Origin of the sequence: Leeia aquatica (genome assembly GCF_012641365.1) — a bacterium.
GTDB classification, from domain to species: domain Bacteria; phylum Pseudomonadota; class Gammaproteobacteria; order Burkholderiales; family Leeiaceae; genus Leeia; species Leeia aquatica.
This window is the reverse complement of the sequence record NZ_JABAIM010000002.1, coordinates 30,505-46,437: the sequence shown is the minus strand read 5'-3', so window position 1 is coordinate 46,437 and position 15,933 is coordinate 30,505. Positions and strand designations below refer to the sequence as shown.

9 protein-coding genes are annotated in these 15,933 nt (G+C 60.6%); 5 read left to right on the top strand and 4 right to left on the bottom strand.

Features of this window, described 5'->3' with window-relative positions:
• The first annotated feature begins 63 nt into the window (after positions 1–63).
• A complete protein-coding gene (locus tag HF682_RS09295; protein ID WP_168877024.1) occupies positions 64–5,895 on the top strand; it encodes a retention module-containing protein in 5,832 nt (1,943 codons plus the stop codon).
• A 222-nt stretch (positions 5,896–6,117) separates the two neighbouring features.
• Positions 6,118–6,759, top strand: coding sequence for an outer membrane beta-barrel protein (locus HF682_RS09290; RefSeq protein ID WP_168877023.1), 642 nt, complete (start codon positions 6,118–6,120; stop codon positions 6,757–6,759).
• A gap of 74 nt (positions 6,760–6,833) precedes the next feature.
• On the opposite strand, the gene dxs is transcribed toward HF682_RS09290, so the two are convergent.
• From dxs to uvrA, 4 genes are read right to left on the bottom strand one after another with little or no spacing between them, the layout of a single operon-like run.
• A complete protein-coding gene (dxs, locus tag HF682_RS09285) occupies positions 6,834–8,696 on the bottom strand; it encodes a 1-deoxy-D-xylulose-5-phosphate synthase (RefSeq protein WP_168877022.1) in 1,863 nt (620 codons plus the stop codon).
• A gap of 29 nt (positions 8,697–8,725) precedes the next feature.
• Complete coding sequence (locus HF682_RS09280) at positions 8,726–9,643, bottom strand: polyprenyl synthetase family protein (RefSeq protein WP_168877629.1); 918 nt, start codon at positions 9,641–9,643, stop codon at positions 8,726–8,728.
• Entirely contained in the window at positions 9,630–9,866 is a 237-nt protein-coding gene (locus HF682_RS09275) for an exodeoxyribonuclease VII small subunit (RefSeq protein ID WP_168877021.1), read from the bottom strand. The genes HF682_RS09280 and HF682_RS09275 overlap by 14 nt, the downstream gene beginning before the upstream one ends.
• A gap of 1 nt (position 9,867) precedes the next feature.
• Positions 9,868–12,696 carry an excinuclease ABC subunit UvrA gene (uvrA, locus tag HF682_RS09270; protein ID WP_168877020.1) on the bottom strand — a complete coding sequence of 943 codons (2,829 nt, stop codon included), beginning with the start codon at positions 12,694–12,696 and terminating at the stop codon, positions 9,868–9,870.
• Positions 12,697–12,822: 126 nt separating this feature from the next.
• On the opposite strand from uvrA, the gene HF682_RS09265 reads away from it, so the two are divergent.
• The 3 genes from HF682_RS09265 to HF682_RS09255 all read left to right on the top strand — a co-directional run bounded on the left by HF682_RS09265 (position 12,823) and on the right by HF682_RS09255 (position 15,922).
• Positions 12,823–14,217 (top strand): MFS transporter, encoded by a 1,395-nt coding sequence (locus HF682_RS09265; protein ID WP_240947216.1) that lies wholly within the window; start codon positions 12,823–12,825, stop codon positions 14,215–14,217.
• A 77-nt stretch (positions 14,218–14,294) separates the two neighbouring features.
• Positions 14,295–14,822: a single-stranded DNA-binding protein gene (locus tag HF682_RS09260; protein WP_168877019.1), complete on the top strand. Its 528-nt coding sequence runs from the start codon at positions 14,295–14,297 to the stop codon at positions 14,820–14,822.
• Positions 14,823–15,316: 494 nt separating this feature from the next.
• A complete protein-coding gene (locus HF682_RS09255) occupies positions 15,317–15,922 on the top strand; it encodes a DUF2239 family protein (RefSeq protein ID WP_168877018.1) in 606 nt (201 codons plus the stop codon).
• The last annotated feature ends 11 nt before the right edge of the window (positions 15,923–15,933 follow it).

Sequence of the window (15,933 nt, the reverse complement as noted above, 5' to 3'; positions counted from 1 at the left end):
GCATCTCATTAAAGGTCCGTCCTGAGCGGGGCGGATTACCGGATGCCAAGCAGAGGAAAGACCATGAGCGATTCCCAATCCACCATTAAGTCCACGCTGATCATCACTGCCATCCAGGGAAAAGCCTGGGTGCGGGATGCCAAAGGGGTACAGCACCCGGCAGCCGTGGGGGAAGTGCTCAAAGCCGGTGAGATGTTGATTACCGGCCCCAGCGGCAAGGTGGATCTGGAAAACCCGGACGGGGTTCCCATTGAACTCGGGAGCAATCGCCAGCTCTTGATCGAGGCCGATGTATTTGGCACCCATGCTGCGGATGCCTCCGAAGCGGCCATTGCACAGCTCAATCAAAATGATCAAGGCGTGTTGCAGGCCATTCAGAATGGCCAGGACCTGAACGAGGTGCTGGACCCCACCGCCGCAGGTTTGAATGCGGGTGATGGCACCGATGGCGGTCATGGCTTTGTACGCCTGCTGCGCATTGTGGAAAGCGTACCGCCTTTGTCCTTTGAGTTTGGCTCCCCGGATGCTGCTCGCCGGTTTGAATTTGGTGACACGGCCCGTGGGGACGATGGCACCACTACGACGCCAACGGACTCAACGGCTACTCCTGTGGCATCGGTTCCGCCCAAGGTAACCATTCCGGATACGGATGGTTCGACCAATACAACGAATACCACCCTGTCCGAGTCTGCCGCCGCTACTGCAGGCAGCTTCACCATCAGCGCACAAGCGGGCATAGGCAGCATCACGGTGGGAGGCACGGTCCTCACCCTGACGCAGCTGAACAACCTCGGCAGCAGTTCGGTCAGCATCAACACCGGCGAAGGCACCCTGGTGCTGACCGGCTACAACGCCGGCACCGGCGTGGTCAGCTACAGCTACGACCCGAACGTACAGACCCACACCGGCGGCAGCCCGATCGTCGACCACATCAGCATCAAGGTCACGGATGCGAATGGCGTCAGCAGCACAGACAGCCTCGACATTGGCATCACCGACGACGCCCCGGTCGCGAAGAACGACAACGCCAGCATCACGGAAGACGCCAGCCCGAACACGGTGAACGGCAACGTGCTGCTGAACAACGGCAACGGCGCCGACCAAGGCGGAGCAGACGGACTGATCAGCAACCCGGTCAGTCTGGTGGGCAGTGGCACCGGCAGCTACGGCACGCTGGTGCTCAACAGTGATGGCACCTACACCTACACGCTGGACAACAGCAACGCCACGGTGAATGCGCTGAACGACAACAGCCCGCCGCTGACAGAAACCTTCAGCTACACCATCCGTGACGCCGACGGCAGCACCTCGACCGCGCAGCTGACCATCACCATCAACGGCCACACCGACGGCGCCCCGGTGATCACCATCCCGGACACCGACGGCAACGCCAACGCCACCGACAGCACGCTGCCGGAGAGCGCAGGCCCGACCAACGGCAGCTTCACCATCAGCGCACAAGCGGGCATAGGCAGCATCACGGTGGGAGGCACGGTCCTCACCCTGACGCAGCTGAACAACCTCGGCAGCAGTTCGGTCAGCATCAACACCGGCGAAGGCACCCTGGTGCTGACCGGCTACAACGCCGGCACCGGCGTGGTCAGCTACAGCTACGACCCGAACGTACAGACCCACACCGGCGGCAGCCCGATCGTCGACCACATCAGCATCAAGGTCACGGATGCGAATGGCGTCAGCAGCACAGACAGCCTCGACATTGGCATCACCGACGACGCCCCGGTCGCGAAGAACGACAACGCCAGCATCACGGAAGACGCCAGCCCGAACACGGTGAACGGCAACGTGCTGCTGAACAACGGCAACGGCGCCGACCAAGGCGGAGCAGACGGACTGATCAGCAACCCGGTCAGTCTGGTGGGCAGTGGCACCGGCAGCTACGGCACGCTGGTGCTCAACAGTGATGGCACCTACACCTACACGCTGGACAACAGCAACGCCACGGTGAATGCGCTGAACGACAACAGCCCGCCGCTGACAGAAACCTTCAGCTACACCATCCGTGACGCCGACGGCAGCACCTCGACCGCGCAGCTGACCATCACCATCAACGGCACCAATGATGGTCCGGTGAACACGGTCCCGGTGGCGCAGACGACCAGCGAAGACACCGCGGTGGTGTTCAGTGCTGCCAACGGTAACGCCATCACGGTGAGCGACGCGGACAGCGGCACGCTGACCACCACGCTGAGCGTCGCGCACGGCACCCTCAACCTGGGCAGCGTAGCCGGGGTCACGGTGAGTGGCAACGGCACCGGCACGGTGATCCTGAGCGGCACGGCTGCGGCGATCAATGCCGCGCTGAACGGCACCACCTACCACCCGACGGCCGACTACAACACCGGCAGCGGTGGTACGGAAACGCTGACGGTCAGCACCAGTGACGGCAGCCAGACCGATGTCGACACGGTCGGGATCACCATCAACCCGGTGGTAGACATCGCCAACGACACGGTGACGACCAACGAAGACACGCTGGTCAACATCAACGTCAACGCCAACGACAGCTTTGAAAACGCCGGTCACACCATTACCCAGATCAACGGAACGGCGATCGCGGTAGGCGGCAGCGTCGCGGTGGTCAACGGCACGGTCACGCTCAAAGCGGACGGCACGCTGGACTTCCAGCCGGCGGCGAACTACAACGGCCTGGCCAGCTTCAGCTACACGGTGAGCAGTGGGGGGGTGAGTGAGACGGCGACGGTGAACGTCACGGTCAACGCGGTGAACGACCCGCCGGTGCTGGACCTGGACGCCAATGACAGCAGCCTGGTGAGCGGCAGCGGCTACCAGACCACCTACACCGAGAACGGCGCCGGGGTCTCGATTGGCGACACCGACGTCAGCATCACCGACGCCGACAGCAGCAACATCGTCAGCGCCACCATCACCCTGCAAAACCTCGGCCGGCAAGCCGGCGACCTGCTGACCGCCGGCAGTCTGCCGGCCGGCATCACCGCCAGCGCCTACAACCCGGCGACCGGCGTGATCACGCTGACGGGCAGCGCCAGCCTGGCCAACTACCAGGCCGCGATCCGCGCTATCACCTTCAGCAATAGCGGAGACAACCCGGGCAATGGTGACCGCACGGTCACGGTGGTGGTGAACGACGGCACGGCCAACTCCAACGTTGCGACCACCACCATCCACGTGACGGCGGTGAACGACGCCCCGGTCAGCGCCGGTGGTGCGGTGACGGGAACGGAAGATACGCCGTTCGTCTTCAACTGGGCGCATTTCAATGTGTCGGATGTGGATACGCCTACCGCATCGTTGAGTGTGCAGATTACCTCTCTGCCGGCGGATGGGATCCTGCAGTTCTTCAATGGCAGCAGCTGGGTGAACGTCACCCTCAATCAGGTCATCTCGCAAGCCAGCATTGCGGCGGGCAACCTGCGCTTCATGCCGGATCTGCATGAATCGGGCGATGGCAGCTTTGCGGGCTCGGGAACGGGTAATCTGCAGTCTGACTATGCGCAGTTCAACTTCCGCCCGACGGATGGTGTCACTCCGGGCGCAAATGCCAGCATGCGAGTGGATATTGTGCCGGTGGCCGATACGCCGAACCTGTCTGTGGTGAATGCGGGCAAGGTGACGATGTTCAACACCACCTGGGAGACATCGGATACCGGCTTGACTCAAGCCGTGCTGAACCCCAACACCACTTCAACTGGTAATCTGACCCAGACAACACTGGCCGGCTGGACTCGAGTGGATACGCCAGACCCGTTTGCCGGGGGTAGCAATGCCTGGGAGCTGTGGTCCAATGGCGATACCATGGCCAACCAGCTGGGTAACCAGGTGGCTGTCACCGCAGGCACCGGCAATGGTCAAAACTGGCTGGAGCTGAATAACGCGGATAATAATGGGGCCTTGACGCAGACGCTGGGCATTCAGCGCAGTGTGACCACGACTGCGGGCAAGGTTTATGACCTCTCCTTTGACTACGCAGGTCGCCCCGGCTTCTCGCAAGACTTTACGCGTATCACCGTACTGGTGGATGGTGTGAAGGTGGCCAGCTATGCCGGCACCAGCCCACAGACTGGCCTGAACTGGGAAACATTGCACTTCAGCTTTGTGGGTACGGGCGCATCGCAAAACATCCGCATCATTACCGACCCGATACAGTTCAACACCAATGGCCGTGGGGCGATGATTGATGACATCACCCTCACCGAAGCCCAAGGTGCCCTGGCGGGGAATGCTGGCGGTGGTACCAAGACCCAGATCAACCTGGCCAGCTATGTAACGGCCAGTCTGGTGGATACGGACGGCTCGGAAACCCTCAAACTGAGCTTCGCCGGCATGCCGGCCGGCGCAGTCATTGTGACGGCCAGCAACCCGACCGGCTACAGCCCGGTGGGCGGCATCATCACCATCTCGGCTAGCGAGCTGGCCAGTGCCAAGCTACAGATGTCCTCCAGCTTTGTGGGTGATGTTGCGATGACGGTGACGGCAACGACGACTGAACCGAACGGTAGCACCGCATCCACCAGCCAGCCGCTGAATTTTACCGTACTGGTCGGGGCAGGGGATGTGGGAACGGAAACCAGCACCCACACCCTGATGGCCACCACCTCGGTGATCGCCGGGCCGCTGGGTCTGCATGGCGAGTACTTCGGCTACAACGAAACGGCCAATCCGGGCACGGGTTACAATCTGCAATCGGGCGATGGTACGGTGGGCAATCTGGACAGCATTGCCGATATCACCTCCATCATCAACCAGCGGCAGGGCAGCAATATTGTCGGCTCCGGTACGGCAGCCAGTGCGGCGGCGACGGATGCCACCTTCATTGCCAATAACCTGAACTATGGGCAATCCCCCACGGTGACCGGCAATCTGGGCAGCAACCCGACCGTGGCCACCGGCTCGGCCATCACCTCTGGGGCGCTGTTCAACTTCCTGGGCGCGAACAACACCGGCAGCAATGCCGGTACCCTGACCGCAACCAGCAGCTACGGGCAGACGACAGACTCCATCATGCGGATGGCCGGGCAGGCGTACTTTGCCGAAGGCAACTACGACTTCCAGGTACGCGCGGATGATGGCTTCAGCATCCGCATTGATGGCGTGACGGTGTTCGAGTTCAATGCCAACCAGTCGCCCACCACCCGGACCACTACCACCCCGATCAGCCTCACCGAGGGTTTGCACAATATTGAAATCCTCTACTGGGAACAGGGTGGCAATGCGGAGCTGGCGGTTGGCTTCCGCCAGACCGGGGCTGCAAGCTTCCAGACCCTGGGGGTGAGCAACCTCGCCATCTTCCAGAGCACCAATGCGCCAGCGCTCACCGAGTTGCAAGACGTGATCCGCGACCCGAACAACAGCGCCCAGTACCTGATCCGGACAGGGCAGGAAGCCTACGGTGGCACCGGCTCGGACAACATCACCGGCAGCGATGGCCGCGACATCATCCACGGTGGTGCCGGTAACGACACCATCAACGGTGGCGGTGGTGCAGACCGGCTGGAAGGTGGCGCCGGTAGCGACACCCTGACCGGTGGCGCCGGTGCGGATACCTTCCGCTGGGAGCTGGCAGACAAGGGCACGGTGGGCGCGCCCGCCATCGACACCATCACCGACTTCAACAACGGTGTCGGTGGCGACAAGCTGGACCTGAAAGACCTGCTGCAAGGTGAAAACCACACCACCGGCATCGGCAACCTGAACAACTACCTGCACTTTGAAAAGGTAGGCACCGATACCGTGGTGCACATCAGCAGCAGTGGTGGCTTCTCCGGTGGTTTCAACGCCAGCCTGGACGATCAGCGTATCGTGCTGACTGGGGTAGACCTGACCAATGCCGGCGCACAAGCCGACCCGGCCATTATTCAGGACCTGCTCACGCGTGGTAAGCTGATCACCGACTAAGGGGGAGGTAGTCTGCCACACAACAAACCGGCCCTGGAGGCCGGTTTGTTGTTTCAGCCAAGCAGAATGAGTGCTTGGGGGACATCGCTGAAGCGAGGTCTGGGAGCGTTGCGAGCAGTTTTTTGGGATCCATACAGTGGCTTCAACTCAAGTTCTGAGTTGTTAACATTTTGCGCGCTAAATTTCTATCGGCAAATGCTATAATGCCAATGGCAAATGCTTATGTTATTAATTATTAATGTAATGGATGGTTTGGACGTGCGTACTTATATTCGTATGGCAGTATCTTTAGGTTTTATGTCTGCTGGGTTGGTTCAGGCCGAACCGTTTGTTGGCCCCATGCTCAGCATTGGCCTAGGCTCCTCTTCCAACCAGGTTCAGTATGATGGATTCGTTAAGGGTGATGCCAAGGAGCGTAGTGCGGCTGCTGACATTGAGTTCAATTATGGCTGGAGTCTAGGGCAGAACTGGAACCTCAGTGCAGGCACAGCGTTCGATTTGAACAAGCGCGATTTCTCGACCATAGCTTACACATGGCATGGAGCGCAAAGTGTGCATGGCAAACTAAAGCAACACTGGTCCGTATATATCGAACCTGGCTATCTGGTGCGGCCGGATGTGCTGGTTTACGGTAAATTGGCATATCATACTGCCAAAGGCGAGTATATCGACAGTGGTGCGCCTAGTGGGACGCGGAACCACCATGGTACAGGGGTTGGTATTGGCGTGCGCTATGCGCTCAGCAATCATCTGGAGCTGGCCGCTGAACTGCAGCAAGTACGTTTAAGTCGTGAGAGTGCTAATGCGTCGTCCGGAAAACCAAAATTCACCGAAGCCATGCTGCGCTTGGGATATCGCTTCTGACCTTGGGACATAACCAAGTCCTAGAAAGCCCCTGCATCTGCGGGGGCTTTTGCTGTAAGGTAGGAACATTCGGCTCAGTTAATGCCCAGCTCTGCCTGCCGAGCCTCAATCCGCTGCTGGATACCTGCGGCATCCAGTCCGCATTCACTGAGCAGCAGGGCAGGGTCGCCGTGGTCGATGTAGCAGTCAGGCAGGCCCAGTTGCAGTACAGGGCAGGCGATGCCGTGTTCTGCGAGGGCTTCCAGCACGGCGCTACCGGCACCGCCCATGATGGCATTTTCTTCGACGGTGACCAGCAGGCTGTGGTGGGCGGCGAGTTGCTGCACCAGCTCCAGGTCCAGCGGTTTGACGAAGCGCATGTTGGCTACGGTGGCATTCAGTGCTTCGGCGGCTTGTAGCGCTGGTGTGAGCATGCTGCCAAAGGCGAGGATGGCGACTTTTTCGCCTTGACGACGGATTTCCCCTTTGCCGATCGGCAGCGCCTGCAGCGCACCATCGGAGGGGGTGCCGGGGCCGTGCCCGCGAGGGTAGCGTACTGCGGCGGGGCCGTTGTACTGGTAGGCGGTGGTCAGCAGTTGGCGGCACTCGGTTTCGTCGGCCGGGGTCATCACCAGCATATTGGGCAGGCAGCGCAGGTAGCTGAGGTCGAACGAGCCGGCGTGGGTCGGCCCATCGGCACCCACCAGGCCTGCGCGGTCGATGGCGAAGGTGACATCCAGATTCTGCAAGGCCACGTCGTGGATCAGCTGATCGTAGCCGCGCTGCAGGAAGGTGGAGTAGATCGCCACCACCGGTTTTTTGCCCTCACAGGCGAGGCCACCAGCAAAGGTAACGGCGTGTTGCTCGGCAATCGCCACATCAAAATAGCGATCCGGATATTCCTGTTCAAACCGCACCAGGCCTGAGCCCTCGCGCATGGCGGGGGTAATGCCGACCAGGCGCTCGTCTTGTGCCGCCATGTCGCACAGCCAGTTACCAAACACCTGGGTGTAGGTCAGCTTGCCACCCGATTTACCTCCGCTGAGGCCATTTTCCGGGTCGAACTTGCTGACACCGTGATAGGCCACCGGGTCGTTTTCGGCCAGCTTGTAGCCTTGCCCCTTCTTGGTGACCACGTGCAGGAACTGTGGGCCTTTCAGCGAGCGGATGTTTTGCAGGGTAGGGATCAGTGCATCCAGATCATGGCCGTCAATCGGGCCAATGTAGTTGAAGCCGAAGGCTTCAAACAGGGTGGACGGGGTGAACATGCCTTTCATGTGCTCTTCACCACGGCGGGCAAACTCGCGCAGTGGCGGCACCACTTCCAGCACCTTGTTGCCGGTACTCTTCAGGGCGGAGTAGAACTTGCCACTCATCAGCTTGGCAAAATAGGTGTTCAGGGCGCCGACATTGGGCGAAATCGACATGTCGTTGTCGTTGAGGATCACCAGCAGGTTGGTGTCCCGGCGCGCGCCTGCGTTGTTCAGGGCCTCGAATGCCTGACCGGCAGTCATCGCACCATCACCGATGATGGCGACCACCCGGCGCTCTTCGCCTGCCAGTCGGGCTGCTTCGGCCATGCCGAGCGCGGCGGAGATGGAGGTGCTGGAGTGGCCGACGCCAAAGGTATCAAACTCACTCTCTTCGCGCTTGGGAAAGCCCGCCAGCCCGCCTTTCTGGCGCATGCTGCCCATGCGCTCGCGACGCCCGGTGAGGATCTTGTGCGGGTAGGACTGGTGCCCCACATCCCACACCAGCCGGTCATACGGGGTCTGGAACACATGGTGCAGGGCGACCGTCAGCTCGACTGCGCCCAGATTACTGGCAAAGTGGCCACCCGTCTTGCTGACCGACTCCACCAGAAAGGCGCGCAATTCGTCGGCCAACTGCAGCAGCTCTTTGCGGCTCAGCGGTTTTAACTGGTCCGGATGGTCTATGCGGTTCAACAACTCGTACATGATGATGCTTCTATTTCAAGATTGAATGCTTAATGGTGGCGCAGCACGATGAAATCGGCCAGCTCACGCAGTCGTCGTCCGGCTTCGCCAAAGCCCGCCAGGGCATCATGCGCCTGCTGATGCAGCGCTGCTGCCATGCGCTTGGCTTCTGCCAAGCCGAGCAGGCTCACGTAGGTGGGCTTGTCCGCAGCGGCATCTTTGCCCGCGGTCTTGCCCAAGGTGGCGCTATCGGCTTCGACGTCCAGAATATCGTCCACCACCTGAAAAGCAAGGCCGATGGCGCGGGCGTAGTGGTCCAGCGATTGGTGTGTGCTGTCCGGCAGGGCGGCACCATCGTTCGGGTGACAGCGGCTGCCCATGCGCACAGCGGCACGGATCAGCGCACCGGTTTTCATGATGTGCATCAGCTCCAGCTCGGGCAAGTCCATATGCTGCCCGACATGCAGCTGGTCAATCGCCTGCCCCCCGGCCATACCCAGTGAGCCGCTGGCGTGTGCCAGCTCCTTGACCAGGGCAATGCGCTGGGGTGCGCTCAAGGGCGCGTCGGCCAGCAGTTCAAATGCCTGGGTTTGCAGGGCATCACCCGCCAGCACGGCAGTGGCTTCGTCAAACTGGATATGGCAGGTTGGTTTGCCACGGCGCAGCACATCGTCATCCATGCACGGCAGGTCATCATGCACCAGCGAGTAGGCATGGATGCATTCCAGCGCACTGGCCACCGGCAGAATGGCGCCTTCGCTGGCGTTGACCAACTGCCCGGCAGCCAGACACAGTAACGGACGAACCCGCTTGCCCCCGCCGAGGGTGGCGTAGCGCATGGCTTCATGCAGGCGCTGGGGCAGGGTGTCACGCGCGGGCAGCAGCTGCGTCAGGGCCTGCTCGATCAATTGCTGGCTGTAATGGGCCCAGACTTCAAAACTGGCGTTGCGGTATTCAGCGGGCGTCATCATTCAGCTCGAATGGTTGTAACTGGCCTTCGGCGTTCAATTGCTGCACTTTGTGCTGGGCTTCCTGCAACTGGCTTTGGCACTGGCGCAGCAGGGCGGCCCCCCGGCTGTAGGCGGTCAGCGAGGCTTCCAGGCTGAGCTGGCCGCCTTCCATCTGGTTGACGATGCCTTCCAGTTCGGCCAGTGCTTCTTCAAAGGTCGGTTCCGCTTTGCTTTTGGCCATGTCAGCGTCCTTGTTGCAGTAATGGGGCCAGATAGTGCCCGGTGTGGCTTTCCGGATAGGCTGCTACCGTTTCCGGCGTGCCTTCCACCAGAATGCGGCCGCCACCCGCGCCACCTTCCGGACCCAGATCCACCAGCCAGTCGGCGGTCTTGATCACGTCCAGATTGTGTTCAATGATCACCACGGTATTGCCGTGGTCGCGCAGGCGGTGTACCACCGACAGCAACAGCTCGATATCGTGGAAATGCAAACCGGTGGTCGGCTCATCCAGTATATATAGGGTACGACCGGTGTCACGCTTGGACAGTTCCAGCGCCAGCTTTACCCGTTGTGCCTCGCCCCCGGAGAGGGTGGTGGCACTTTGACCCAGCCGGATGTAGCCCAGGCCTACGTCCAGCAGGGTTTGCAGCTTGCGGGCTACCACCGGCACAGCGCTGAAGAACTCGGCAGCCTGCTCCACTGTCATGTCCAGCACTTCGTAGATATTCTTGCCCTTGTAGCGGACTTCCAGCGTCTCCCGGTTATAGCGCATGCCGTGGCAGACGTCACACTGTACGTACACGTCCGGCAGGAAATGCATCTCCACCTTGATGACGCCATCGCCCTGGCAGGCCTCACAGCGCCCACCCTTGACGTTGAACGAGAAACGGCCCGGGCCGTAGCCACGCGAGCGGGCTTCCGGCACGCCGGAGAACAGGTCGCGGATCGGGGTGAACAGGCCGGTATAGGTGGCCGGGTTGGAACGCGGCGTGCGGCCAATCGGGCTTTGGTCGACGTTAATGACTTTGTCGAAGAAGCCGAGACCATCAATATGCTCGAACGGGGCTGGCTCTTCGTTGCTGCCGTATAGATGGCGGGCAACGGCATGGTAAAGCGTATCGTTGATCAGGGTGGATTTGCCAGAGCCTGAGACGCCGGTGATGCAGGTGAGCAGGCCCACCGGCAGGTTCAGCGTCACCCGCTTCAGGTTGTTGCCGCTGGCGCCCTGCAGGACCAGCATCCGTTCCGGATCTGGCGCAGTGCGCTGCGCGGGGACCTCGATCTTGCGTTGACCACTGAGGTATTGCCCGGTCAGCGATTGCTCGCATTGCTTGACCTCCTCGGGCGAGCCGGACACCAGCACCGCACCACCATGCACACCGGCCCCGGGGCCGATGTCCACCACAAAATCCGCAGCGCGGATGGCGTCTTCGTCGTGCTCGACCACGATCACGCTGTTGCCAAGATCGCGCAGCCGCATCAGGGTTTGCAGCAGGCGGTCATTATCGCGCTGATGCAGGCCGATGGAGGGCTCATCCAGCACGTACATGACCCCCGTCAGCCCGGAGCCGATCTGGCTGGCCAGCCGGATGCGCTGTGCTTCGCCGCCCGACAGGGTATCCGCCGCCCGGTTGAGGTTCAGGTAATCCAGGCCGACATTGTTCAGGAAACCAAGCCGCTCGCAAATTTCCTTGAGGATCTTCTCGGCAATGGCTTGCTTCTGGCCTTGCAGGGTCAGCTGGTCAAATAAGGAAGCGGCTTCGCGCAGCGGCATGCCGCTGATTTCGTGCAGGGTTTTGTCGCCTACCCGCACATTGCGCGCCTCGATACGCAAGCGGGTGCCCTCGCAGCTGGGGCAGGGCTGGTTGTTCTGGTATTTGCTCAGCTCTTCTCGCACCGTGACGGAATCGGTCTCACGGTAGCGGCGCTCCAGATTGGGGATAATGCCCTCAAACGGATGCTCACGCAGGAAGGCGGTACCTTTCTCGCTGATGTAGCGGAAGGCAATGCTGGTTTTGCCAGAGCCATACAGCACCACCTGCTGTACCGCATCCGGCAGTGTTTCGAACGGCTGCTCGATATTGAAATCGTAATGTGTCGCCAGGCTTTCCAGCATCTGGTAGTAGAACTGGTTACGCTTGTCCCAGCCCTTGATAGCACCATTGGCCAGGCTCATCTGCGGGAAGGCGACCACTCGCTTGGGGTCGAAGAAGGTGATCTGGCCCAAGCCATCACATTTGGGGCAGGCACCCGCCGGGTTGTTGAACGAGAACAGGCGAGGTTCCAGCTCCGGCAGGCTGTAGGAGCAGACCGGGCAGGCAAACTTGGCGGAAAACCAGTGCGATTTGTCACTGTCCATTTCCAGCGCAATGGCGCGGCCATCGGCGTGGCGCAGCGCGGTTTCGAAGGATTCTGCCAGCCGCTGCTTTTGCTCGGCGTCCACCCGCAGGCGGTCGATCACCACTTCAATGGTGTGCTTCTTGTTCTTGTCCAGCTTGGGGGTCTGATCCAGCTCGCACACTTCGCCATTGACCCGTACCCGCACGAAGCCCTGCGCCCGCAGCTCGTCGAACAGCTCCACATGCTCGCCTTTGCGTGCGCTGACGGCCGGGGCCAGGATCATCAGCTTGGTGCCCTCCGGCAGCGCCAGCACATGATCCACCATCTGCGAGATCGTCTGTGAAGACAGCGGCAGCTGATGCTCTGGGCAATACGGGTCGCCCACCCGCGCAAACAGCAGTCGCAGATAGTCATGGATTTCCGTGACGGTGCCGACTGTGGAGCGCGGGTTGTGGCTGGTGGCCTTCTGTTCAATGGAAATGGCAGGAGAGAGGCCTTCGATCAGATCGACATCCGGCTTGTCCATCAGCTGCAGGAACTGGCGTGCGTAGGCGGAAAGCGATTCGACGTAGCGACGCTGCCCCTCGGCATACAGGGTGTCGAACGCCAGTGAGGATTTGCCGGAGCCCGACAAGCCGGTCACCACCACCAGCTGGTTACGCGGGATATCCAGATTGATGTTCTTCAGATTGTGGGTACGGGCGCCGCGGATACGTATGTAATCGGTCATCGTTGTCTGTTCTGGCCAGAGAAAGGCCTGGTCGGGCTCGGGGCTATCCACCTGGCTCGCGGCAGGTGGGCCAACCTGTTAATATACCGGACTTCTTGCGTTTACCCAATTTCCCTGACCATCAAAATGAGTGCATCTTCACGCATGTCGGCCCTGGAGCTGCGCGCCAGCGCCGGGCTGGCTGGCATCTACGCACTGCGCATGCTGGGCATCTTTCTGTTTCTGCCTGTATTCATGCCCTATGCCGCCCATTTGGAGGGCAGCAATCTCAAGCTGGCTGGGCTGGCGTTCGGCATTTTTGCGCTGGTGCAAGCGCTGCTGCTGATCCCGTTTGGCATGTGGTCAGACCGGATCGGGCGCAAGCGAGTGATTTATGCGGGTCTGGGGCTGATGGCCGCAGGCAGCTTTCTGGGCGCGTGGGTGGATAGCATCGGCTGGTTGATTGTCGCCCGTGCCCTGCAAGGCACCGGCGCGATCAGTGCCGCGCTGACCGCGCTGCTGGCGGACCTCACCCGGGAGGAGCATCGCACCAAGGCCATGGCGATGGTGGGCGGCAGTATTGGTGTGACCTTTGCCGTGTCGCTGGTGGCGGCAGCGCAGATTGAACACGCGATCGGCGTCTCCGGCATGTTTTTCCTGATGGGCTGCCTGGCGATTGCGGCGGCCTTCGGCGTACGCTTTGTGGTGCCGGACCCGCAGCGCTCACGCTTCCATTCTGACGCGGAAACCAATGCCAACCGCCTGCCCGCTATCTTGCGGGATGGTCAGCTGCTGCGCTTGAACTTTGGCGTATTTGCGCTGCACGCTGCGCAAGCCGCCATGTTCTCGGTGATTCCGTTTTCGCTGGCCCAGTTGGGGATGCACAAGCCGGATCACTGGCACGTCTACCTGCCGGTGGCCATGGTGGGCTTTGTACTGATGGTGCCTGCCATCATCTACGGTGAAAAGCGCGGCAAACTGAAGCAGGTGTTCCTGGGCGCCATTGTACTGATGATGCTGGCGCAGCTGGGCATGGCCCTGTGGCTGGATTCGATCACCAGCATCGTGCTGTGGCTGGGGGTGTATTTTCTGGCCTTTAATGCGCTGGAAGCCACCCTGCCGTCCTTGATCTCCAAGATGGCGCCCGCCGATGCCAAAGGCACCGCCATGGGTGTGCAGAACACTGCACAGTCGATTGGCTTTGCCGTGGGCAGTGTCGGTGGCAGCTTCCTGCATGCGCATGGCGGACCGGCGGCTGCCTTTCTGCTGTGCGCCGGCCTGATGCTGGTATGGGCCATCTTGGCGCTGACCATGCAGACCCCGCTGCCGGTATCGAGCAAGATGCTGCATATTGCGGACGATTGGGAGGGCGATGCTGCCCTGCTGGGCGAGCAACTGCGGGCGTGTGACGGGGTGATTGAAGCGGTGGTGATTCCGGGCGAATCGGCCGCCTACCTCAAGGTGGCCCAGGCGGGGTGGGACGAAACCGCTGTGCTGGCGCTGATCGAAGCGACCGCTGGCACAGGCCGTGCATCCGCCTGACCTTCGCGTTAGAATGCAGCATTCCTCTTTTTGCCTGCCGCCGGGCAGGCACCAACGACAGTACAGGTAATCAACACATGGCCTCTCTCAACAAAGTTCTGCTGATCGGTAATCTCGGGCGTGACCCGGAAGTCCGCTACATGACCAATGGCGAAGCGGTGGCCAACTTCAGCATTGCCACCACCGAGAGCTGGAAGGGCAAAGACGGACAGAAGCAAGAGCGTACCGAATGGCACAATATTGTCATGTACCGCAAGCTAGCCGAAATTGCGGGCCAGTACCTGAAAAAAGGCAGCGCCGTCTACGTTGAGGGCAAGCTGCAAACCCGCAAGTGGCAAGACAAGAATACCGGGCAGGACCGCTACACTACCGAGATCATTGCCGACGAAATGAAGATGCTGGGTGGCCGCAGCGGCGGCGGCATGGGTGGCGGCAGCGCCCCGTATGACGCCGACGACGGTGGCTTCTCCACCCCGCCGCAATCCTTTGGCGGTAGCCAGCAAGGTGGCGGCTTCAGCGGCAATCAGCCCGCCCCCGCGCCGCAACAGCAACAGGCCCGCAAACCGGCATTTGATGACCAGTTCGACGACGATATTCCGTTCTAAGCTCGATCACGGTAGTGTCACTTAACAAAAACCCCCTGTAAGCATCGTGCTTGCAGGGGGTTTTTGTTACTGCTTTTTAAAATTTTCGTCGGTTTCACGGCAGCAGCGGCCAATAAGGCGGCAAGGCTGGCATGCGTCAGCACCTGCTGCAATCGCTGCGACGTCAATGTCCCGGCTTGCAAGTCATAGAAAAGGGTGCTGGGCGCTATCTGGTATTACGCTGCCGAGAGGCAGAACACACCCAGCAGCTGATAGAGCGCTGACGGCAGTAAGGCATACAGCTGCAGGCGCAGGCTGAGTTTGGTGGATCGCTGTCGGCACTTTTGCTGGGATATGGGCAGATGATTCAGGATGATGTGGACCGTTGTGTGTCGCTGCTCTGTCAGGAGTGGATGAAGGAGGTGACTGTGTAACCAAAATAATATCCGGGTATTATTGTGTTTATTTTTATCCGGGTTTAATATGTGATCTCCATTGACCAAGAGATCACCGCCATGCACGACTCATTTCCCATTTCCTATACCAGCTTCCAAGGGCACCACCGGCTGGCAACAGGCTCATTGCAACATAATGCCTTGACCATCAAGCGTGCGATGGAGACGGGTAACACTGTGCTCATCCAGTTGTTTGACGATGCAACAGGCCAACCTCTGGATATTGATCTGCGTGGCAGTGATGAAGAGATGCTGGCTCGCCTGGCACTGAGCCATCCCCAGGCTTTTGAGTCGTCGGAGCAATATGAAACCAAGGCGGGGGAAGAACCTCGCGGGCGCGGGCGCCCCAAACTGGGCGTGGTGGCTCGCGAGGTGACCTTGCTGCCGCGCCATTGGGAGTGGCTGTCGTCTCAACCCGGCGGTGCATCTGTCGCGCTGCGCAAGCTGGTGGAAGAGGCACGTCGAGTCTCTGGCCAAAAAGAGGCGCAACGGCAGAATCAGACACGCGCCTACCATTTCATGTCAGCCATCGGCGGCGATCTGCCGGGCTTTGAAGAGGCAAGCCGTGCCCTGTTTGCCAACGACCTTAATGGGCTTGAAGTTCATATGTCAGACTGGCCGGCCGATATCCGGGCGCATGTACTGCTGCTGGCAGGCAAGGCGTAGTATCATGGCCG